Annotated in this window: 18 protein-coding genes and 2 pseudogenes; 17 read left to right on the forward strand and 3 right to left on the reverse strand. The window is 69.8% G+C overall.

Annotated features, from left to right (window positions below; genetic code table 11):
• Positions 1-80: 80 nt before the first annotated feature.
• The 5 genes and pseudogenes from dop to prcA all read left to right on the forward strand — a co-directional run bounded on the left by dop (position 81) and on the right by prcA (position 3,891).
• Complete coding sequence (gene dop / locus OG611_RS19315) at positions 81-1,592, forward strand: depupylase/deamidase Dop (RefSeq protein WP_353962566.1); 1,512 nt, start codon at positions 81-83, stop codon at positions 1,590-1,592.
• A 120-nt stretch (positions 1,593-1,712) separates the two neighbouring features.
• Positions 1,713-1,931 (forward strand): ubiquitin-like protein Pup, encoded by a 219-nt coding sequence (locus OG611_RS19320; protein ID WP_266421631.1) that lies wholly within the window; start codon positions 1,713-1,715, stop codon positions 1,929-1,931.
• A gap of 101 nt (positions 1,932-2,032) precedes the next feature.
• Positions 2,033-2,223: pseudogene (locus OG611_RS19325) on the forward strand (endonuclease domain-containing protein); the annotation flags it as partial.
• Positions 2,175-3,020 carry a proteasome subunit beta gene (prcB, locus tag OG611_RS19330; RefSeq protein ID WP_266421634.1) on the forward strand — a complete coding sequence of 282 codons (846 nt, stop codon included), beginning with the start codon at positions 2,175-2,177 and terminating at the stop codon, positions 3,018-3,020. The pseudogene OG611_RS19325 and the gene prcB, both read left to right, overlap by 49 nt.
• 58 nt (positions 3,021-3,078) lie before the next feature.
• Positions 3,079-3,891 carry a proteasome subunit alpha gene (gene prcA, locus OG611_RS19335; RefSeq protein WP_072484405.1) on the forward strand — a complete coding sequence of 271 codons (813 nt, stop codon included), beginning with the start codon at positions 3,079-3,081 and terminating at the stop codon, positions 3,889-3,891.
• 67 nt (positions 3,892-3,958) lie between these two features.
• Here the strand turns inward: prcA and OG611_RS19340 are convergent, their stop codons facing one another.
• Positions 3,959-4,984 (reverse strand): LacI family DNA-binding transcriptional regulator, encoded by a 1,026-nt coding sequence (locus OG611_RS19340; protein ID WP_266421637.1) that lies wholly within the window; start codon positions 4,982-4,984, stop codon positions 3,959-3,961.
• A 133-nt stretch (positions 4,985-5,117) separates the two neighbouring features.
• Between OG611_RS19340 and OG611_RS19345 the strand changes: the two genes are divergently transcribed.
• The 12 genes from OG611_RS19345 (at position 5,118) to OG611_RS19400 (ending at position 17,196) form a co-directional block, all read left to right on the forward strand.
• Positions 5,118-6,377 carry an MFS transporter gene (locus OG611_RS19345; protein WP_266421639.1) on the forward strand — a complete coding sequence of 420 codons (1,260 nt, stop codon included), beginning with the start codon at positions 5,118-5,120 and terminating at the stop codon, positions 6,375-6,377.
• A 9-nt stretch (positions 6,378-6,386) separates the two neighbouring features.
• On the forward strand, positions 6,387-7,748 hold the full coding sequence (gene pafA / locus OG611_RS19350; protein ID WP_266421641.1) for a Pup--protein ligase: 1,362 nt from the start codon (positions 6,387-6,389) through the stop codon (positions 7,746-7,748).
• Positions 7,749-7,874: 126 nt separating this feature from the next.
• The gene (locus tag OG611_RS19355) at positions 7,875-8,822 is read left to right on the forward strand and encodes an FKBP-type peptidyl-prolyl cis-trans isomerase (RefSeq protein WP_266421643.1); all 948 of its coding nucleotides are present in this window, start codon (positions 7,875-7,877) and stop codon (positions 8,820-8,822) included.
• A gap of 43 nt (positions 8,823-8,865) precedes the next feature.
• Positions 8,866-9,240, forward strand: a complete 375-nt coding sequence (locus tag OG611_RS19360) for an FKBP-type peptidyl-prolyl cis-trans isomerase (protein ID WP_266421645.1) — start codon at positions 8,866-8,868, stop codon at positions 9,238-9,240.
• A 113-nt stretch (positions 9,241-9,353) separates the two neighbouring features.
• On the forward strand, positions 9,354-10,307 hold the full coding sequence (locus tag OG611_RS19365) for a YafY family protein (protein ID WP_266421647.1): 954 nt from the start codon (positions 9,354-9,356) through the stop codon (positions 10,305-10,307).
• A 17-nt stretch (positions 10,308-10,324) separates the two neighbouring features.
• Positions 10,325-11,281: a YafY family protein gene (locus OG611_RS19370; protein WP_266421649.1), complete on the forward strand. Its 957-nt coding sequence runs from the start codon at positions 10,325-10,327 to the stop codon at positions 11,279-11,281.
• Positions 11,282-11,300: 19 nt separating this feature from the next.
• Positions 11,301-11,573 carry a hypothetical protein gene (locus OG611_RS19375; protein ID WP_266421652.1) on the forward strand — a complete coding sequence of 91 codons (273 nt, stop codon included), beginning with the start codon at positions 11,301-11,303 and terminating at the stop codon, positions 11,571-11,573.
• Positions 11,574-11,619: 46 nt separating this feature from the next.
• Positions 11,620-11,817, forward strand: a complete 198-nt coding sequence (locus tag OG611_RS19380) for a hypothetical protein (RefSeq protein WP_266421655.1) — start codon at positions 11,620-11,622, stop codon at positions 11,815-11,817.
• Positions 11,818-12,080: 263 nt separating this feature from the next.
• Positions 12,081-12,374 (forward strand): Sec-independent protein translocase subunit TatA, encoded by a 294-nt coding sequence (gene tatA, locus OG611_RS19385; protein WP_266421656.1) that lies wholly within the window; start codon positions 12,081-12,083, stop codon positions 12,372-12,374.
• A gap of 65 nt (positions 12,375-12,439) precedes the next feature.
• Positions 12,440-13,390, forward strand: coding sequence for a twin-arginine translocase subunit TatC (gene tatC / locus OG611_RS19390; RefSeq protein WP_266421659.1), 951 nt, complete (start codon positions 12,440-12,442; stop codon positions 13,388-13,390).
• Between the two features lie 17 nt (positions 13,391-13,407).
• Complete coding sequence (locus OG611_RS19395) at positions 13,408-14,316, forward strand: diacylglycerol kinase (protein ID WP_266421660.1); 909 nt, start codon at positions 13,408-13,410, stop codon at positions 14,314-14,316.
• A gap of 45 nt (positions 14,317-14,361) precedes the next feature.
• Entirely contained in the window at positions 14,362-17,196 is a 2,835-nt protein-coding gene (locus OG611_RS19400) for an RNA helicase (RefSeq protein ID WP_266421662.1), read from the forward strand.
• Between the two features lie 228 nt (positions 17,197-17,424).
• On the opposite strand, the gene OG611_RS19405 is transcribed toward OG611_RS19400, so the two are convergent.
• Together OG611_RS19405 and OG611_RS19410 are read right to left on the reverse strand one after the other, a co-directional pair.
• Positions 17,425-18,525: an LLM class flavin-dependent oxidoreductase gene (locus OG611_RS19405; RefSeq protein ID WP_266421663.1), complete on the reverse strand. Its 1,101-nt coding sequence runs from the start codon at positions 18,523-18,525 to the stop codon at positions 17,425-17,427.
• Between the two features lie 206 nt (positions 18,526-18,731).
• Positions 18,732-19,997, reverse strand: a pseudogene (locus tag OG611_RS19410) (allophanate hydrolase); the annotation flags it as partial.
• Positions 19,998-19,999 lie beyond the last annotated feature (2 nt).

Consider the following 19,999-nt stretch of genomic DNA (forward strand, 5'->3'; position numbering starts at 1 on the left):
CGGGCAGTGCACGCGCACCGACAAGCAGCGGTACTGGAGCGCCGCCCCTCAAGGGAGCGCCGCCGGGCAAGGAGGGCCGCATGACCGTACGGCGAGTAATGGGCATCGAGACGGAGTACGGGATCTCCGTCCCCGGCCACCCCAACGCCAATGCCATGCTCACCTCGTCCCAGATCGTCAACGCCTACGCAGCGGCGATGCACCGGGCGCGCCGCGCCCGCTGGGACTTCGAGGAGGAGAACCCGCTGCGGGACGCGCGAGGCTTCGACCTCGCCCGCGAGACCGCGGACTCCAGCCAGCTCACCGACGAGGACATCGGCCTCGCCAATGTCATCCTCACCAATGGGGCCCGCCTCTACGTCGACCACGCGCACCCGGAATACAGCTCCCCGGAAGTCACCAATCCGCGGGACGCGGTCCTCTGGGACAAGGCCGGCGAACGCATCATGGCCGAAGCCGCCGAGCGCGCGGCCCAGCTTCCCGGCGCCCAGCCGATCCACCTCTACAAGAACAACACCGACAACAAGGGCGCCTCGTACGGCACGCACGAGAACTACCTGATGAAGCGGGAAACCCCCTTCTCCGACATCGTGCGCCATCTGACCCCGTTCTTCGTCTCCCGCCAGGTGGTCACCGGCGCGGGACGCGTGGGAATCGGCCAGGACGGTCACGAGCACGGCTTCCAGATCAGCCAGCGCGCCGACTACTTCGAGGTCGAGGTCGGGCTGGAGACCACGCTCAAGCGCCCCATCATCAACACCCGGGACGAACCCCACTCCGACGCCGAGAAGTACCGCCGGCTCCATGTGATCATCGGGGACGCGAACCTCTCGGAGATCTCCACCTATCTCAAGCTCGGCACCACCGCCCTGATCCTCTCCATGATCGAGGACGGCTTCATCAACGTCGATCTCGCGGTCGACCAGCCGGTGCGCACCCTGCACCACGTCTCCCACGACCCGACGCTGAAGCACCTCATCACGCTGCGCAGCGGCCGCACCCTCACCGCGGTGCAGCTGCAGATGGAGTACTTCGAGCTGGGTCGCAAGTACGTCGAGGAGCGGTACGGGGCCGACGCCGACGAGCAGACCAAGGACGTCCTGATCCGCTGGGAGGACACCCTCAACCGGCTGGAGAACGATCCGATGAGCCTGTCCGGGGAGCTCGACTGGATCGCCAAGCGGGAGCTCATGGAGGGCTACCGCCGCCGCGACAGCCTGGACTGGGACGCGGCACGCCTGCATCTGGTGGATCTCCAGTACGCCGACGTGCGGGCCGAGAAGGGCCTGTACAACCGTCTGGCGGCCCGCGGGAAGATGAAGCGGCTGCTGGACGAGAGCGAGGTCGAGCAGGCCCGTACGAAGCCTCCGGAGGACACCAGGGCCTATTTCCGAGGCCGCTGCCTGGAGCAGTACGCCGACGACGTGGCGGCGGCCTCCTGGGACTCGGTCATCTTCGATCTGCCGGGTCATGACTCGCTGCAACGGGTACCGACCCTGGAACCGCTGCGCGGCACCCGTAACCACGTCAAGGAGCTCCTGGACCGCTGCCGTACGGCGGAGGAGCTGGTCCAGGTCCTGTCGGGCGGCTGAAAGGGCCGGGATCGGGGAATCATCGGGATGTCCCCCGGACGTTGAGGGAAGTACCGGGCCGATGTCGGAGCCCGTGGGTAGGGTCTGATCAAGTGCTTCGAACCGAGCGGGGTGAGCTAGATGGCGACCAAGGACACCGGCGGCGGACAGCAGAAGGCGACGCGTTCCACCGAGGAGGTCGAGGAGCAGGCGCAGGACGCGCAGGCCTCCGAGGACCTCAAGGACCGCCAGGAGAAGCTGAGCGACGACGTCGACTCGGTTCTGGACGAGATCGATGACGTGCTCGAGGAGAACGCGGAGGACTTCGTGCGCTCCTTCGTTCAAAAGGGCGGACAGTAGTTCACGGATGTGAACGTGGGGGAGTGGAGAGCGGTGCGCGCGGTACGGGCCGGGTCGGCCCGTACCGCGCGGGCGCAAGCGGCACCGCGAGCCGTGCAGCTGCCTCCGCGGTTCATGTGGATCACCGCCACGGGACGGGTAGGGTCCGTGGCGTAACCGCAGCAACTGCAATTCGGCCATCGGCAGGTTGGGAGACGATCCTGACGCCTTGCTCAGGGCCGTCGTTTACCTGGAGGGAAACGCGTGGAAGCCAACACTCGTAGCACCGGGCGTCTACCAGCTGCCTTCCTGACGCCGGGATCCTCTTCGTTCATGGATTTCCTGTCCGACCAGTCACCCGGGATGCTCCCGGGCAACCGGAGCCTGCCGCCCCTGCAGGGGGCCATCGAGGCGCCGCACGGGACGACCATCGTCGCGGCGACGTTCCCCGGCGGTGTGGTCCTGGCCGGTGACCGGCGCGCGACCATGGGCAATGTGATCGCTCAGCGCGACATCGAGAAGGTCTTCCCGGCCGACGAGTACTCGGCGGTGGGCATTGCCGGCACGGCCGGACTGGCCGTGGAGATGGTCAAGCTCTTCCAGTTGGAGCTGGAGCACTTCGAGAAGGTCGAGGGCGCCCAGCTCTCCCTGGAGGGCAAGGCCAACCGGCTCTCCACGATGATCCGCAGCAATCTGGCCATGGCCATGCAGGGCCTCGCCGTCGTGCCGCTCTTCGCCGGCTTCGACGTCGACCGCGAGAAGGGCCGCATCTTCTCGTACGACGTCACCGGCGGCCGTTCCGAGGAGCACGGCTACGCGGCCACCGGCTCCGGGTCGGTCTTCGCCCGCAGCTCGATGAAGAAGCTCTACCGCCAGGACCTGACGGAGCAGGAGGCCCTCACCCTGGTCGTCCAGGCGCTGTACGACGCCGCGGACGACGATTCGGCGACCGGCGGTCCGGATGTGGCCCGGCGGATCTATCCGATCGTCACCGTCATCACCGACGAGGGCTTCCGGAAGCTGGACGAGGCGGAATCCTCCGAGATCGCCCGCTCCATCCTGGAACACCGGCTGGAGCAGCCCGACGGCCCGCGCGCCGCGCTGCTCTGACCTCCGTTCCGCTGCTTCTTCGATGCTCTTGTCACTGACAGAAAGGGACGGATAACCGGTGTCGACGCCGTTCTATGTCTCACCTCAGCAGGCCATGGCCGACCGGGCGGAATACGCCCGGAAGGGCATTGCCCGTGGTCGCAGCCTGGTTGTGCTGCAGTATGCCGACGGCATTGTGTTCGTCGGCGAGAACCCGTCCCGTGCGCTGCACAAGTTCAGCGAGATCTACGACCGGATCGGTTTCGCCGCCGCCGGCAAGTACAACGAATACGAGAATCTCCGCATCGGCGGCGTGCGCTATGCCGATCTGCGCGGATACACCTACGACCGTGACGATGTGACGGCCCGTGGGCTGGCCAACGTCTACGCGCAGACGCTGGGCACCATCTTCTCCAGTGCGGCCGAGAAGCCGTACGAGGTGGAGCTGGTGGTCGCGGAGGTGGGCGCCGAGCCCGAGGGCGACCAGATCTACCGGCTGCCGCACGACGGCTCGATCGTCGACGAGCACGGCTCGGTCGCGGTCGGCGGCAATGCCGAGCAGATCAGCACCTTCCTGGACCAGCGGCACCGCGACGGGATGACGCTCGCCGAGGCGCTGAAGCTGGCGGTGCAGGCGCTGTCGCGCGATCCCAACGGCAGCGAGCGGGAGATCCCCGCGGAGCGGCTGGAGGTCGCGGTCCTGGACCGTACGCGGCCGCAGCAGCGGAAGTTCAAGCGGATCGTCGGCAGGCAGCTGGCGCGGCTGCTGGAGGCGGACGGCGGCTCCGCGCCGACGGACGCTCCCTCCGACACCGAAGAGGGCGAGGGCGGCGAGTCCGCCGCCGCGACGGACGCTCCCAAGTCCACCGACTCCGGCGGGGACGTGGAGTAGCCCTTCGCGGGGCGGTCCACCGCATGACCGTGCCCCGGTCCGCCGTTCCCGGCGGGCCGGGGCACGGTCATGCGGGCGGGGGCGCCGAGGAGCCGCGGGCCACCAGGTGCACGGGGAGGCTGCCGGGCTCGGCCGGCCGGTCGTCCAGGACCGCCAGCAGGGCGGCCATGCCGCGCTCCCCGACCTGCTCGGCGGGCAGCTGCACGGTGGTGAGCTCCGGCTCGACGGCCGTGGCCAGGGCCAGATCGTCGAACCCGGTGACGGACAGGTCGTCGGGCACCCGGAGGCCGAGCCTGCGGGCGGCCTTGCAGGCACCCGCGGCGAGGATGTCGTCGTCACAGACGAGGGCGGTGGGCCGGGGGCCCGGGGCGGCGAGCGTGCGCTCCGCCGCGATGCGGCCCGCATGGACGTCGAGCGCCGCCGCGACGGTCCGCACGGAGGTGCCGGGCACCGCCCGCAGTGCGTCGTGGAGCGCCCGGCCGCGCACCGCGAAGGTCCAGGAGTCGACCGCCGACGCCAGGTGGACGAAGCGGCGGTGGCCGAGGGCGAGCAGATGGTCCGCCACCTGCCGCATTCCGTCGGCGATGTCCAGGTTGACGCGGGCCGCGACCCCGCTGTCCGCCGGGTCGCTGTCGAGCATGACCAGCGGCAGGCCCGCGCCGCGCAGCTCGTCGAGCGCGCCGGCGGCCATGGAGGAGGCGATCACGCCGTCCAGGGAGGCGCTCGCCGAGGCGAAGGGGTCCCGGGCCGGACCGGTGCCGTCGGGGGACGGGTAGAGGACGACGCCGAAGCCGTGCTCGGCGGCGACCCCGGCGGCGCCGGTGTAGACCCGCGCGAAGAACTCGTTGGTGAGCGCGGGGACGACCAGCAGCGCGGTCCTGGTGCGGCCCAGCCGCAGGTTGCGGGCGGCGAGATTGGGCCGGTAGCCGAGTTCGTGGGCGGTACGGCGTACGCGTTCGGCGGTGGCCTCGGAGACCCTGCCGCGCCATTTGCCGCCGAGCACGAGGGAGACGGTGGCCTGCGAGACGCCTGCGGCCCGCGCGACATCGCGGCTGGTGGGCCGGGTCGGGGCGGGCTGTGGTGCGCTGGTCACTCGGGCCTCCGGGCCGGTCGGGGCAGGCGTCGTGAGGTGGACCTGCGGACTGGGCACATGGTACGTATGAACCTCGACGTTATACGTAAAACCTCGGGGTCGTCGGACCGCTCGGGGGAGAGGGGCGACCGACATGGCCGCGGGATATCTGGACATCCTCCGGGCGCGGCATGCCGCCCGGCTGCTGGCGGGGACCCTGGTGGGACGACTGCCGAACGGCACCGCCCCGGTCGCGATCGTGCTGTTCACCCGCGCCGAGGGCGGCACCTACACCCTGGCCGGCGCGCTCGCGGCCGTGTACGGGCTGGCCACCGCGGTCGGGCAGCCGCTGCTGGGCCGCGCCGTGGACCTGTACGGCCAGCCGCGCGTCCAGCTACCGGCCGCCGTGGTGTCGGCGCTGGGCATGTCCCTGCTGGCTCTGGTGGGCCTGGGATCGCTGCCGCTGGCCTACGGGGCGGTGGCGGTGGCCGGAGTCTTCACGCCGCCGCTGGAGGGCGGCCTGCGGGCCCTGTGGCCGAGCGTCCTGGGCCGTGAGGACCGGGTGCACCGGGCGTACGCCATGGATGCCGTCGCCCAGGAGGTCATGTTCACCGTGGGCCCGCTGCTGGTGACGGTGCTGGTCTCCCTCTGGTCACCCGCCGCAGCCCTGCTCGTCATCAACGCGATAGGGGTCCTGGGGGCGCTCTCCGTCGTTCTCTCCGAGCCTTCCCGGACCTGGCGCTCCGCACCCCGCGAGGCGCACTGGCTGGGGGCGCTGCGCTCACGGGGGCTGCTGGCGCTGCTGGGGTCGTTCTTCTTCGTCGGACTCGCGCTGGGCTCGATCACGGTGGCCGGCGTGGCCTACGCCGACGACCACGGCCGGGAGTCGGTGTACGGCTGGCTGATGGCCGCGCTGGGGCTGGGCGCGCTGATCGGCGGTGCCGTCTACGGGGCGCGGCAGTGGGCCGGGGCGCCGGAGCGCCGGCTGCGGGTCATCGTCGCGCTGCTGGCACTGGGCTATCTGCCGCTGATGCTGACCCCCGGAGTGGTCGCCATGACCGCACTGGCGGCAGTGGCCGGGGTCTTTCTGGCGCCCGCGATCGCGTGCTCCTTCATCGTGGTCGACCGGCATGCTCCGCGAGGCACCGTGACCGAGGCGTTCTCCTGGCTGGTGACGACGTTCGGGGTCGGCGCGGCGGCGGGAACGGCCGTGGCGGGCCCGGCCGTGGAGCTGGGCGGCACGTCGTGGAGTTTCGCCGTCGCGGGGGCCGGTGGGGTGGCGGCGCTGCTCGTCCTGCTGGCGACGGGAAGGGCACTGGCAGTTCCCGGGCGTACGGCCGTCGCCGTACAGGGATCGGAAAATGATCGAAACGGTGCTGTCGAACCCGGTTTCAGCTCAGGCCATCAGGCGTAATGTTCAGTCATGGACCGCCGCATTTTCGGGCTGGAGAACGAGTACGGCGTCACGTGCACGTTCAGGGGACAGCGCCGACTGTCCCCTGATGAAGTGGCGCGCTACCTCTTCCGCCGTGTTGTGTCATGGGGCCGCAGCAGCAATGTCTTTCTGCGGAACGGCGCCCGCCTCTACCTCGACGTGGGATCGCATCCGGAATATGCAACCCCCGAATGCGACAACCTGACCGAACTGGTCACCCACGACAAGGCCGGCGAACGCATTCTCGAAGGCCTGCTCGTCGACGCCGAACGCCGCCTGCACGAGGAGGGAATCGCGGGCGACGTCTATCTCTTCAAGAACAACACCGACTCGGCGGGAAACTCCTACGGATGCCATGAGAACTACCTCGTGGCCCGGCACGGAGAATTCTCCCGGCTCGCGGACATCCTCATTCCCTTCCTCGTCACGAGGCAATTGATCTGCGGTGCGGGCAAGGTGCTGCAGACCCCCCGGGGCGCGGTCTACTGCGTCAGCCAGCGTGCCGAGCACATCTGGGAGGGCGTCAGTTCCGCGACCACGCGCTCCCGCCCGATCATCAATACCCGTGACGAACCGCACGCGGACGCGGAGCGGTACCGCCGCCTCCACGTCATCGTCGGCGACTCCAACATGTCCGAGACGACCATGCTGCTCAAGGTCGGCGCGACCGATCTGGTGCTCCGCATGATCGAAGCGGGCACGGTGATGAGGGATCTGACGCTGGAGAACCCGATCCGGGCGATCCGGGAGGTCAGTCACGACACCACGGGACAGCGCAAGGTGCGCCTGGCCAGTGGCCGTGAGGCGTCCGCCATCGAGGTGCAGCGCGAGTACTACGAGAAGGCCGTCGACTTCGTCGACCGCCGTGGCATCCGCACCGGAACCGTCGCACAGGTCCTGGAGCTCTGGGGCCGTACGCTCGACGCGATCGAGGCCGAGGACCTCGACCGGATCGAGACCGAGATCGACTGGGTGATGAAGTACAAGCTCATCGAGCGGTACCGGGCCAAGCACAACATGACCATGTCGCATCCGCGGGTCGCCCAGATAGACCTCGCGTACCACGACATCCACCGGCGTCGCGGCCTGTACTACCTGCTGGAGCGCAAGGGACAGGCCGCCCGCATCTGCAACGACCTGAAGATCTTCGAGGGCAAGTCCGTGCCCCCGCAGACGACCAGGGCGCGGCTGCGCGGCGACTTCATCCGCAGGGCGCAGGAGCAGCGGCGGGACTTCACCGTCGACTGGGTCCACCTCAAGCTCAACGACCAGGCGCAGCGCACCGTGTTGTGCAAGGACCCGTTCCGTTCGGTGGACGACCGTGTGGAGAAACTGATCGCGGGTATGTGAGCCGGCACAGGACGATCCCGGCCGAAGACGCGACGCGGGCCCCGTACGTTCCTCGTACGGGGCCCTGCGTACGCCCTAGAGTGTCGGGGACTCAACCAACTGTGCCGTCTGAGATCTGAGGAACAAGTGCGCCGACTTGCCGGCCTTCTCGTCGTCCCCCTGTTGCTGCTGACAGCGGCTTGCGGCGGCGAAAAGGGCTCCGATTCCGTTTCCGCTTCCGCCACGTCGAAGGACGGGTTCCCCGCGATCACCGCGGGCGCGAAATTCGGTGAGAAGCCGACCCTGGCCAAGGGCACCGGGAACCCGACCAAGGAGCTGAAGACCCGAGTCGTCAGCCAGGGAGACGGCGCCACGCTCAAGAACGGCGACGCGATCCAGGTCAACTACCTCGGCCAGTCCTGGGACTCCGACAAGCCCTTCGACAACAGCTTCGACCGCAAGCAGCCGTTCGACCTGACCCTCGGCGCCGGCATGGTCATCCAGGGCTGGGACAAGGGCCTCGTCGGCCAGAAGGTCGGCAGCAGGGTCCAGCTGGTCATTCCGCCGGACCTCGGTTACGGCGCCCAGGGCCAGGGCGACATCAAGCCCAACGCCACGCTCGTCTTCGTCGTCGACGTCCTGAAGGCGACGCAGATTCCGGCCTCCGCCAAGGGCACCGAGGTCGCCCAGGACAACATCGACCTGCCGAAGGTCGGCACCAACACGGACGGCAAGGCCCCCAAGGTCACCGTCCCGACCAAGAGCGACCCGCCGACGAAGCTCGTCTCCAACTACATCCTGGAGTCCAAGGGCGAGGTCGTGAAGGACACCGACAGCGTCGTCGTGAACTACGTCGGACTGACGTGGAAGGACGGCAAGACCTTCGACAGCACCTACGCCGCGGGCAAGACGCAGACCTTCCCGCTCGCCCAGGTGACCCTGAAGGGGCTGAAGAACGGTCTGGTCGGCAAGAAGATCGGCAGCCGGGTGCTGCTCGTCATCCCGCCGGACCAGGGCTTCGGTGACAAGGCGCAGCAGACCATCCCCGCCAAGTCCACGCTGGTCTTCGCCGTGGACCTCCTGGCAAAGATGTAAGACTGTCCCGGTTGCCCAGTTCATCATCAAGAGGAGCAAGTCAGTGAGCATCGAGAAGCCCGAGATCGACTTCCCGGGTGGCGAGCCGCCGGCCGAGCTGGAGATCAAGGACATCTGGGAAGGCGACGGCGCTGTCGCCAAGGCGGGCGCCACCGTCTCCGTCCACTACGTGGGCGTGGCCTTCTCCAGCGGCGAGGAGTTCGACGCCTCCTGGAACCGTGGCACCCCGCTGCAGTTCCAGCTCGGTGCCGGCCAGGTCATCGCCGGCTGGGACCAGGGTGTGCAGGGCATGAAGGTCGGCGGCCGTCGCCAGCTGACCATTCCCGCGCACCTCGCGTACGGCGACCGCGGCGCCGGTGGCGGCCGCATCGCGCCCGGCGAGACGCTGATCTTCGTCTGCGACCTGGTCGCCGTCTGATCCGCACCCGTGCGATACGAGGGCCCGTGCCGCGAGGCACGGGCCCTCGCTTTTGTCCCGACACCGCGTAGCGGTACGGTCGACGGTCGTAGGGCGAAACAGAAAGGGCGTCGATGGCGATTGCCAAGGCCGAGCGGCTGATGAACCTGGCGCTGTGTCTGCTGGGGACCCGCCGTCCGCTCAGCAAGCGCGAGCTGCGCGGTTCCATCGAGGCCTATCTGGAAGCGGGCTCCGACGACGCCTTCAACCGGATGTTCGAGCGCGACAAGGACGACCTCCGCGAGCTCGGCCTGATCATCGAGACCGTGGAGAACCTGGACGGCGACACGGGATATCTCGCCCGCCGCGACAGCAACCGGCTGCCCCCGATCACGCTGGACGCCGAGGAGGCCGCCGCGCTCGGACTGGCCGCCAAGGTGTGGCAGCAGGCGCGGCTGGCAGGCGCGGCCAGCGGCGCGCTGCAGAAGCTGCGGGCCGCCGGCATGCCGGAGGCCGAGGACGCGTACGAGGTGCACAGCGCCCTCGAACCGCGCATCCCCGTCCACGAGGCGGCGTTCGAGCCGCTGATGCTGGCCTGCCGCGACCGCCGCCCGGTGACCTTCGACTACCGCAAGGGCAACGCCGCCAAGCCCGAACAGCGCCAGGTCGAGCCGTGGACCCTGGAGTGCTGGCGCGGACACTGGTATCTGGCCGGCTGGGACCGGGGCCGCGGCGCCGAGCGGGTGTTCCGGCTCTCCCGGATCACCGGCCGGGTCCGCTCCCGGGCCGGGGCGTTCACCACCGAGGTGCCCGACGTCGTGACCGTGCGCGAGACCGTCGAGAGCTGGGCGGGGGAGACGGCCACCAGGACCGCGCTGATCAGGCTGCGCACCGGGGCCGGCTACCCGCTGCGCTCGCGCGCCGTGTCGGTCCGGGAACTCGGGAACGGTTGGGACGAGTTGGAGATTCCGTACGGACACGGCCTGGACGCCTGGCTCGTCGAATTCGGTCCGGACGTCGTCGTACAGGAACCCGCCGACCTGCGGGCCGATGTGGTGGACCGGCTGCGCGCCGTGGCCAAGGACTGAGGGGGAGGACCGTATTCATGGCGACGAACGCGATCGACCAGACCCGCCGGATGCTCTCCCTGGTGACGTATCTGCGTGAGCGCCCCGGCGCCCATGTCCAGGACGTCGCCCGCGCCTTCGGGATCACCGAGGACGAACTGATCTCGGACCTCGATGTGCTGCCCATGTGCGGTACGAGCTTCCGCGGCGGGGACCTGCTGGACATCGACACCGACGGCGACCGCATCTGGTGGCACAACCCGGACGACGTCGCCGAGCCGCTGCGGCTCGCGGCCGACGAGGCGACGGCCCTCCTGGTCGCCGCCCGTGCCGTGGCCACGCTGCCGGGACTGCGCGAGAGCGACCGGCAGGCGCTGCTGCGGGCCACCGCGAAGCTGGAGACCGCGGCCGGTGAGGTGGGGGCGGCGAGCTCGCGGCTCTCGGTCACCTTCGAGTCCGAGGGCGGTGTCTTCGCCGATGTCGACCGGGCGATCTCCGAGCGGCGCAGGCTCTGGCTGCGCTACTACTCGCCCGCGCGCGACGAGCTCACCGAGCGCGAGGTGGACCCGATCCGGCTGTTCGCCGTGGGGCACACCTACATGGAGGCCTGGTGCAGGTCGTCCGAGGACCGGCGTACGTTCCGGCTCGACCGGGTCGCCGAGATCCGGCTGCTGGACGAGCCCGCCGCGCCGCCCGAGCTGGAGCTGCGGGATCTGTCCGAGGGGCTCGTCCAGCCGGCCGCCGAGGACCCGGAAGTCGTCGTCGAGGTGGGCCCCGGCGGACGCTGGGTCGCCGAGTACTACCCGCACGACAGCGCGCAGGAGCTGCCCGACGGCGGGCTGCGGATCGCCCTGCGCACCCCCGACCCGGCCTCGCTGCGCAGGCTCGCGCTGCGACTGGGCGGCGAAGGCCGCATCGTCTCCCCGCCGGAGCTGGCGCAGAGCGCACAGCAGGCGGCCCGTGCGGCGCTCGCCGCGTACGACGAACCGGTCTGAGCGGAAACCTGAGGGAGATATGAGCAATATGTCTGTGGTGTCAGGTGTTCCGACCGTGGTGGTGCCCGAGTCCGTGCGGTTCAAGGCCGCTTGCCCGGACTGCCGCGAGCGGTTCGAGCTGGCCGCGGCGGCCATCCGCCTCGTGGTGGGGGCGAGCCGCCGGACGACGTTCTACTCCTTCTCTTGCCCGCAGTGCCGTGCGGCCGTCCGCAAGCCCGCGGGGGAGCGGATAGTCGAGCTCCTCAGTCGGGGCGGAGTGCGGACGCTGCGCCTCCACACCACCAGCCTCTAGAAAACGCCCACGCAGTCGGACACCAAGACACATCGAGGCTCTGCGCATGTTCTGGCCCATGCTCGCCATCGCCCTGGGATTTCTCGGGATCGCCGTTCTCGGCGTGCTGGCCGTCAAGGTCTTCATCGAGGCCCAGCGGCTCGGGCATCAGGTGACGCGGACCACCCAGCGCATCAACCGGGCTGCGGAGGACCTCGAAAGGGCGGCGACGGACCTTGCCGCGACAGGTGAGGCGCTGCACTAGACGTTGACGCCCCATCTGCCCGTACACGGCTGTGAGCAGGGCAGATGGATCAGGCCGGGCGCGGCCTCCTGTTTCGCGGGTTCGGAGGGTACGCTGCTGAAGGCGGCCCTGAGAGCGAGGCATGGGCCGTAATCGCAAGGATGCATGGGTATTGCCCTGCGTTTACTCCTGCGGGATACGATCGCTGACGGTAAGAAGATCGGACGTCTGTCCGAGGTTCCATCCGCCCCACCCCTGCTGCCTCGGTGAGAAGGTACACGCATATGTTCGGAAGGCTCGGCGCTCCCGAGATCATCCTGATCCTCGTCGTCATTGTTCTGCTGTTCGGCGCGAAGAAGCTTCCTGACATGGCTCGCTCGCTCGGCAAGTCGGCCCGCATCCTCAAGAGCGAGGCCAAGGCCATGAAGTCCGAGGGCAGCCCGTCGGCGACCCCGGCCGAGCCGGCCGCCAACGATGCCGCCCAGGACCAGGCCGCCCCGCGCACCATCAAGGCCGCCCCCGGCGACGTGAGCAGTTCGCGTCCGGTCGCGGAGCCGACCGACTCGACCAAGCGCTGACAAGAAACGGGCCGACGCAGGCGCCGCGATCGGTGACGGCCTGCTGCACGAGATGAGGACGTGGGTTGCTCAAGTCTGCCCGCAAGCAGGAGACGGACCCAGAGGGCCGCATGCCCCTGGTGGAGCACCTGCGTGAGCTGCGTAACCGGTTGGCCAAGGGCCTGCTCGGGATCGTCGTCGTCACGATCGTGGCTGCGTTCTACTACAAGGGGATCATCGAGTTCTTCACCGACCCGGTGCTGAAGTCGGTCGGTTGCGCGTCGAGCTTCGCCGAGCTCGCCAAGCAGAAGGACGGTACCTGTGCGCGTATCGTCCTGAACGGTCTGCTCACCCCGTTCACCCTCGCCCTCAAGGTCTCCTTGATGGCCGGTGTCGTCCTTTCCTCGCCGGTCTGGCTCTATCAGTTGTGGGCCTTCGTCGCCCCGGGCCTGCACAAGCACGAGAAGAAGTACTCGCTCGCCTTCGTCGGCGCGGGATTCCCGCTCTTCCTCGCCGGTGGCTTCTTCGCGTACAAGACGCTGCCCACGATGGCGCGGGTGCTTCTGGAGTTCTCGCCGGCCGACCTGGACAACCAGCTGCCGCTGGACGATCTGCTCGATCTGATCACACGCATGGTGGTCGTCTTCGGGCTCTCGTTCGAACTGCCGCTGCTGCTCGTCATGCTGAACTTCGGCGGGGTCGTCACCGGCAAGCGGATGCTCGGCTGGTGGCGGGGCATGATCATGGGCATCACGGTCTTCGCGGCGGTGGCCACGCCCAGCACCGACCCGGTCAGCATGCTGGGGCTCGCCGGACCGATCTGGGTGCTCTACTTCGTGGCCACGGCGATCTCGCTCCTCAACGACCGCCGCAGGGCACAGATCGTGGCAGCCGGGCCCGCCGACGACGAGGCCTCGGAGCTGGACCTCACCCCCGAGGACATCGGTGAGATCGAATCGGTCTCGTCCAGCCGGTCGTTGCCCACCCAGGCGAGCTCGGACCACGACCGGGTCAACGGTTACGACGACATCACCTGACCTTGTAGGGTCCCGGGGTGACCAGCGAGATCACCCTCTTCGTCAATCCCACCGCAGGACGCGGCCGGGGCGCGCACGCCGCGCAGCCGGCCGCTTCCGCGTTGCGGGACGCAGGATTCTCCGTGCGTACGATCCTCGGTGAGGATGCCGACGACGCCCTGCGGCGGGCCCGTGCGGCCGTCGAGGCCGGGACCGGTGCCCTGATAGCCGTCGGCGGGGACGGCATGATGTCCCTCGCCCTGCAGGCGGTCGCGGGAACGATGACCCCGCTCGGGGTCGTGGCCGTCGGCACCGGCAACGACTTCGCCCGCGCGCTCGGGCTGCCGATACGGGACCCCGCCGCCGCCGGACGGCTGGCCGCCGAGGAGCTCAAGGGCGGTGCCGTCCGCCAGATCGACCTGGGCAGGGTCGGTGAGCGGTGGTTCGGGTCGGTGCTCGCCTCCGGCTTCGACTCCCGGGTCAACGACCGCGGGAACCGGATGCGGTGGGTCGGCGGACGGTTCAAGTATGATCTCGCGATCCTCGCCGAACTCGCCGCGTTCAAGCCCATTCCGTACCGCATCAGGCTGGACGGCGGACCGGTCCGGGAGATCGAGGCGACGCTCATCGCCGTCGGCAACGGATCGACGTACGGAGGCGGCATGCGGATCTGCGCCGACGCCGTGATGGACGACGGGCTCTTCGACGTGACCGTCGTCGGGGACTGCAGCCGCGCCACTCTGCTGAAGGTCTTCCCCCGCGTCTACAAGGGAACGCACCTCGGCCACCCCAAGGTCACCGTGCATCGGGTCTCCTCGATCGAGCTGGCCGCAGCCGGTGTCACGGCGTACGCGGACGGTGAAAAACTCGGGTCGCTGCCACTGACCGCGGACTGCGTGCCGGGCGCGGTGAGAGTGCTCGCACCCGCTGCTCCCACCGGGATTTAAAGATCGCGCCTGCTGTCAGAGGTGGCGGGTAGGCTCGTAAGCAAGATGACAGAGGACCTCTCACCAGCTGAGCGATACCAGGCTTCTCGGATCCGCGCCGCCGAGCAGGCCACCGCACTCGCGCCCTTCCGCGAGCTGTACGAATTCGATCTGGACCCCTACCAGATCGAGGCCTGCGAGGCCCTGGAGGCCGGCAAGGGAGTGCTCGTCGCGGCCCCGACCGGCTCGGGCAAGACGATCGTCGGCGAATTCGCCGTGCACCTCGCCCTCGCACAGGGCCGCAAGTGCTTCTACACCACCCCCATCAAGGCCCTGTCCAACCAGAAGTTCGCCGATCTGGTCAAGCGCTACGGACCGGAGAAGGTCGGCCTGCTGACCGGCGACAACAGCGTCAACGCCGATGCCCCGGTGGTCGTCATGACCACAGAGGTGCTGCGGAACATGCTGTACGCGGGCTCGCAGGCGCTGCGGGGCCTCGGCCACGTGGTGATGGACGAGGTGCATTACCTCTCCGACCGGTTCCGGGGTGCCGTGTGGGAGGAAGTGATCATTCACCTCCCGGACTCCGTGACCCTCGTGTCACTGTCGGCGACCGTGTCGAACGCCGAGGAGTTCGGCGATTGGCTGGACACCGTCCGCGGTGACACCCAGGTGATCGTCTCCGAGCACCGCCCCGTGCCGCTCTGGCAGCATGTGCTGGCCGGCCGCCGGATGTACGACCTCTTCGAGGAGGAGACCGACCACGGCGGCCGCGGTGCCGGACGCCGCGAGGTCAACCCCGACCTCGTCCGGCTCGCCCGGATGGAGAATCAGCGCGGGTACAACCCGCGTGAGCGCCGCCGGGGCAAGATGGTCCGCGAGGCGGATCGTGAGCGCGAGCGGCGTCAGCGCAGCCGGATCTGGACCCCGGCCAGGCCCGAGGTCATCGACCGGCTGGATGCCGAAGGGCTGCTTCCCGCCATCACGTTCATCTTCAGCCGGGCCGGCTGCGAGGCCGCCGTGCAGCAGTGCCTGCACGCCGGACTGCGGCTCAACGACGAGGACAAGCGACGCCTGGTCCGCGAGATCGTCGAGGAGCGGACCGCGTCCATTCCCGGCGAGGACCTCCATGTCCTGGGCTATTACGAATGGCTCGAAGGGCTGGAACGGGGCATCGCCGCGCACCACGCGGGCATGCTCCCGACGTTCAAGGAAGTCGTCGAGGAGCTGTTCGTACGCGGGCTCGTCAAGGCCGTCTTCGCCACGGAGACCCTCGCCCTCGGTATCAACATGCCCGCGCGCTCGGTGGTGTTGGAGAAGCTCGTCAAGTGGAACGGCGAGCAGCACGCCGACATCACGCCCGGCGAGTACACCCAGCTGACCGGGCGGGCCGGGCGGCGCGGCATCGATGTCGAGGGCCACGCGGTGGTGCTGTGGCAGCGCGGCATGGATCCGGGGGCACTGGCCGGACTCGCGGGCACGCGTACGTACCCGCTGCGGTCCAGCTTCCGGCCCTCCTACAACATGGCCGTCAACCTGGTGCAGCAGTTCGGGCGGCACCGTTCCCGCGAGCTGCTGGAGACCTCCTTCGCGCAGTTCCAGGCGGACCGGTCGGTGGTCGGTATCTCCCGGCAGGTCCAGAAGAACGAAGAGGGGCTGGAGGGCTACCGGGAGGGCATGACCTGCCACCTCGGTGACTTCGAGGAGTACGCGCGGCTGCGCCGCGACCTCAAGGACCGGGAGACCGAGCTCGCCAAGCGGGGCGCGACGCAGCGGCGGGCCGAGGCCGCGGCGTCCCTGGAGAAGCTCAAGCCCGGCGATGTCATCCATGTGCCCACCGGCAAGTTCGCCGGGCTGGCACTGGTCCTCGATCCCGGACTGCCCGCCGGGCGGACCAACGGGCACGGCCACCGCGGGCTCGAATACCACGACGGGCCGCGGCCGTTGGTGCTCACGGCCGAGCGGCAGGTCAAGCGGCTCGCCTCGATCGACTTCCCGGTTCCGGTGGAGGCGCTGGAGCGGATGCGGGTGCCGAAGTCGTTCAACCCGCGCTCCCCGCAGTCGCGCCGCGACCTGGCCTCCGCGCTGCGGACCAAGGCCGGGCACATAGTGCCCGAGCGGCACCGCAAGGGGCGGTCCGCCGCGGCCGACGACCGGGAGATCGCCCGCTACCGGGCGGAGTTGCGCGCGCACCCCTGCCACGGATGCGCCGAGCGCGAGGACCATGCGCGTTGGGCCGAGCGGTATCACCGGTTGCAGCGCGACACGAGGCAGTTGGAGCGGCGGATCGAGGGGCGGACGAACACGATCGCCCGCACCTTCGACCGGATCGTCGCGCTGCTCACCGAGCTCGACTATCTGCGGGGCAATGAGGTCACCGAGCACGGGCGCCGCCTGGCGCGGCTCTACGGCGAGCTCGATCTGCTGGCGAGCGAATGCCTGCGGGCGGGTGTGTGGGAGGGGCTGAACCCTGCCGAACTCGCGGCGTGTGTCTCGGCGTTGGTGTACGAGGCGCGGCAGGCCGATGACGCGGTGGCGCCGAAGCTGCCATCGGGGCCCGCGAAGACCGCGATGGGTGAAATGGTCCGGATCTGGGGTCGGCTCGACGCCCTGGAAGAGGACTTCAAGATCAACCAGGCGGAGGGTGTCGGGCAGCGCGAACCCGATCTGGGCTTTGCCTGGGCGGTCTACATGTGGGCGTCGGGGCGGACGCTGGACGAAGTGCTGGGCGAGGCGGAGATGCCGGCCGGGGACTTCGTGCGGTGGTGCAAGCAGGTGATCGACGTGCTGGGGCAGATTGCGGCTGCGGCGCCGCGGGACGGGAGTTCTGTGGCGCGGAATGCGCACAAGGCGGTGGATGCGGTGTTGCGGGGGGTTGTGGCGTACAGCTCTGTGGGGTGAGGGTTCCGCTGGGTGCGGGTGTGGAGTGCGGTGGGGTGTTGCGGCGCGGTGCGGGCGGGTCGCCTGCGGCGGGGCTGTTCCCCTGCCCGCCCCTTCCCGTAACCGGGGGCTCCGCCCCCGGACCCCCGCTCCTCAATCGCCGGAGGGGCTGAATGTGCCCGCCGGACGAGCTGATGATGCGCGCCGGACGGGCTGGTTGTGGTCGGCCCGTCCGGCGGCCTTCCGGTGTTACGCGGCCGGGTGGGCTGCTTCTCGTCGGGCTACTTCCTCGCGGACTATCGGGATGACGTGCCGGCCGAAGTCGATGGCGTCGTCCAGCAGGTCGTAGCCGCGGGCCGAGAGGATTTCCACGCCGAGGTCGTAGTAGTCCAGCAACGCCTGTGCCACTGTCTCCGGCGTTCCGACCAGGGCCGTCGAATTGCCGGCGCCGCCTGTCTCCGCCGCGGTCGGTGTCCACAGGGCGCGGTCGTGGCGCTCGCTCTCGGCGGCCACCGCGAGGAGCCGTCGGGAGCCGGTGTTCTCCGGGTTGGTCAGCGGGTGACGGCGGCTCAGTGGCGCGCCGACCTTGCGGGCCTTGATCCGGGCCAGGGTGCGGTGGGCCTTCTCCCAGGCCAGTTCCTCGGTGGGCGCGATGATCGGGCGGAAGGCGACCTGGATCCTCGGCACGTCCGTGCGGCCCGCCGCCTTCGCGACCTCCTTCACCGAGGCGATCTGCTCCGCGGTCCGTGCCAGCGGCTCGCCCCACAGGCAGTAGATGTCGGCCTCGGCGCCCCCTGCCGCGTACGCCGCAGGCGAGGAACCCCCGAACGAGACCTGTGGGTGCGGTTGTTGCACGGGGAAGGTGTCGCTGACGAAGTCGTTGAAGCGGTAGTGCGTGCCCTCGTGGTCGAAGGGCTCGTGCGACGTCCAGGCCTTCTTGATGATCTGGATGGCCTCACGGGTGCGTGCGTACCGCTCGTCCTTGGTCAGGAAGTCGCCCTCGCGCTGCTGCTCGTGGTCATTGCCTCCGGTGATGAAGTGCACGGCGAGGCGGCCGTCGCTGATCCGGTCCAGGGTCGCGAAGGTCTTGGCCGCGAACGTCGGGTACGAGACGTTGGGGCGGTGCGCCACCAGGATCTGGAGCTTTTCGGTGCGGGCCGCTACGTAGGCGGCGGCCGGAGAGGGATCGGGGGAGCCGGAGCCGTAGGCGAACAGGACCCGGTCCCAGCCGTGGTCCTCGTGCGCGCGGGCCAGCCTGAGCGTGTACCCCTTGTCGAAGGACGCCCCGGAGCGGGGTGTCACTTCGGAACCTTCGTTCGTTGCTGCGATGCCGAGAAACTCGACGGGCATGGCGAAGCCTCATCTCGTGCTGCGGAAAACCGGTGGTGTGAAGTGCTGACGCGGGAACGGTCAGCGGCAACACGAGGCGGACCACACTCGACCGAAGTCGATGTGGTCACGGGTGACCAGCCGCAGCTGAGGGCGCATCTGCCCAGTGGAACAGGTGTGTTGGTGACCAGTCAACCGTTTCCGGGACCGATGGCCGGGACCCGGCCCAGCAGGGCCGCGGTCCGGGCCAGGCGTTCGTCGGTGTCCGCCGGGCCGATCAGCATCACGCCGAACGGCCGGCCGTCCACCTCACCGGCGGGGGCCGCCACCGCGCACAGACCGAGCAGGTTGGTGGAGCTGGTGAACCGGCCGAGGCGGGCATTGACACCCACCGGGTCCGCGGCGACCTCGGCGAGGGTGGGATGCCGCGGCGCGGTGGGCAGCAGGAGCGCGTCCGCGTCGCCGAGTGCGGCCGTCGCGGCGGTACGGAGGACGGCCAGCCGGGCCTGGTCGGCGAAGAGCCGGTGGGCCGGGATGTCGCGGGCCGCGGTGATGATCCGGGCCACCGTGGGATCGAGGTCGGGCGCGGTGGGCGCGCCGTCGATGAACGCACCGACCGCCGTGTAGCGCTCGGCGACGAACGCACCGCCGTACAGCAGCGCACCGGCCTCGATGAACGGTGTCGGATCGATCGGCCGGAGCAGCGCCCCCTCCGCACGGAGCCTGGCGGCCGTCGACTCGTACGCCGCCGCCCAGCCCGGGTCGAGCTCGCCGAGTTGCCCGGTGGACGGGACCGCGATCCGCCAGGGGCCCGGAACACGGGAGCGGCCGGGCCGCGGGGCCCGGGTGGCCATCAGGGCCATCGCCTGTTCGGCCTCGGGGAGCGTACGGGCGAAGACGGTCACGCAGTCCAGGCTCGCGCAGGCGGGGACCACCCCGTCCGTCGGGACGAGACCGCGGGTCGGCTTCAGCCCGAAGACGCCGTTGAACGCGGCGGGAACACGGCCGGAGCCCGCCGTGTCCGTACCCAGCGCGAGATCCACGATGCCCAGGGCCACGGCGACCGCCGAACCGGAGCTGGAGCCGCCGGCGACCCGGTCCGGATCCCGCGCCGAGGCCACCGCGCCGTACGGGGAACGGGTACCGGTCAGGCCGGTGGCGAACTGGTCCAGATTGGTCGTGCCGATCACCAGGGCTCCGGCGGCCCGCAGCCGGGCCACCGCCGGGGCGTCGGAGTCCGGCTCGTACGCGTACGAGGGACAGCCCGCGGTGGTGGGGAGGCCGGCCACGTCGATGTTGCCCTTGACGGCCAGCAGACGGCCCGCGAGGGGGAGGAACTCGCCTGCGGCCAGGCGGGTTTCGAGCTGCTCGGCCTCCGCCTCCACATCTTCCCGGGGCCGCAGACCGATCCAGAGCTCGGGGCGCTCCACCGCTTCGACAAGGGCGTGGGCGGCCCGGACGCGGGTGAGGACGGGGAAGGTCGTCGGCGCCATGG

It is taken from the genome of Streptomyces sp. NBC_01363 (assembly GCF_026340595.1).
Taxonomy (GTDB): Bacteria; Actinomycetota; Actinomycetes; order Streptomycetales; family Streptomycetaceae; genus Streptomyces.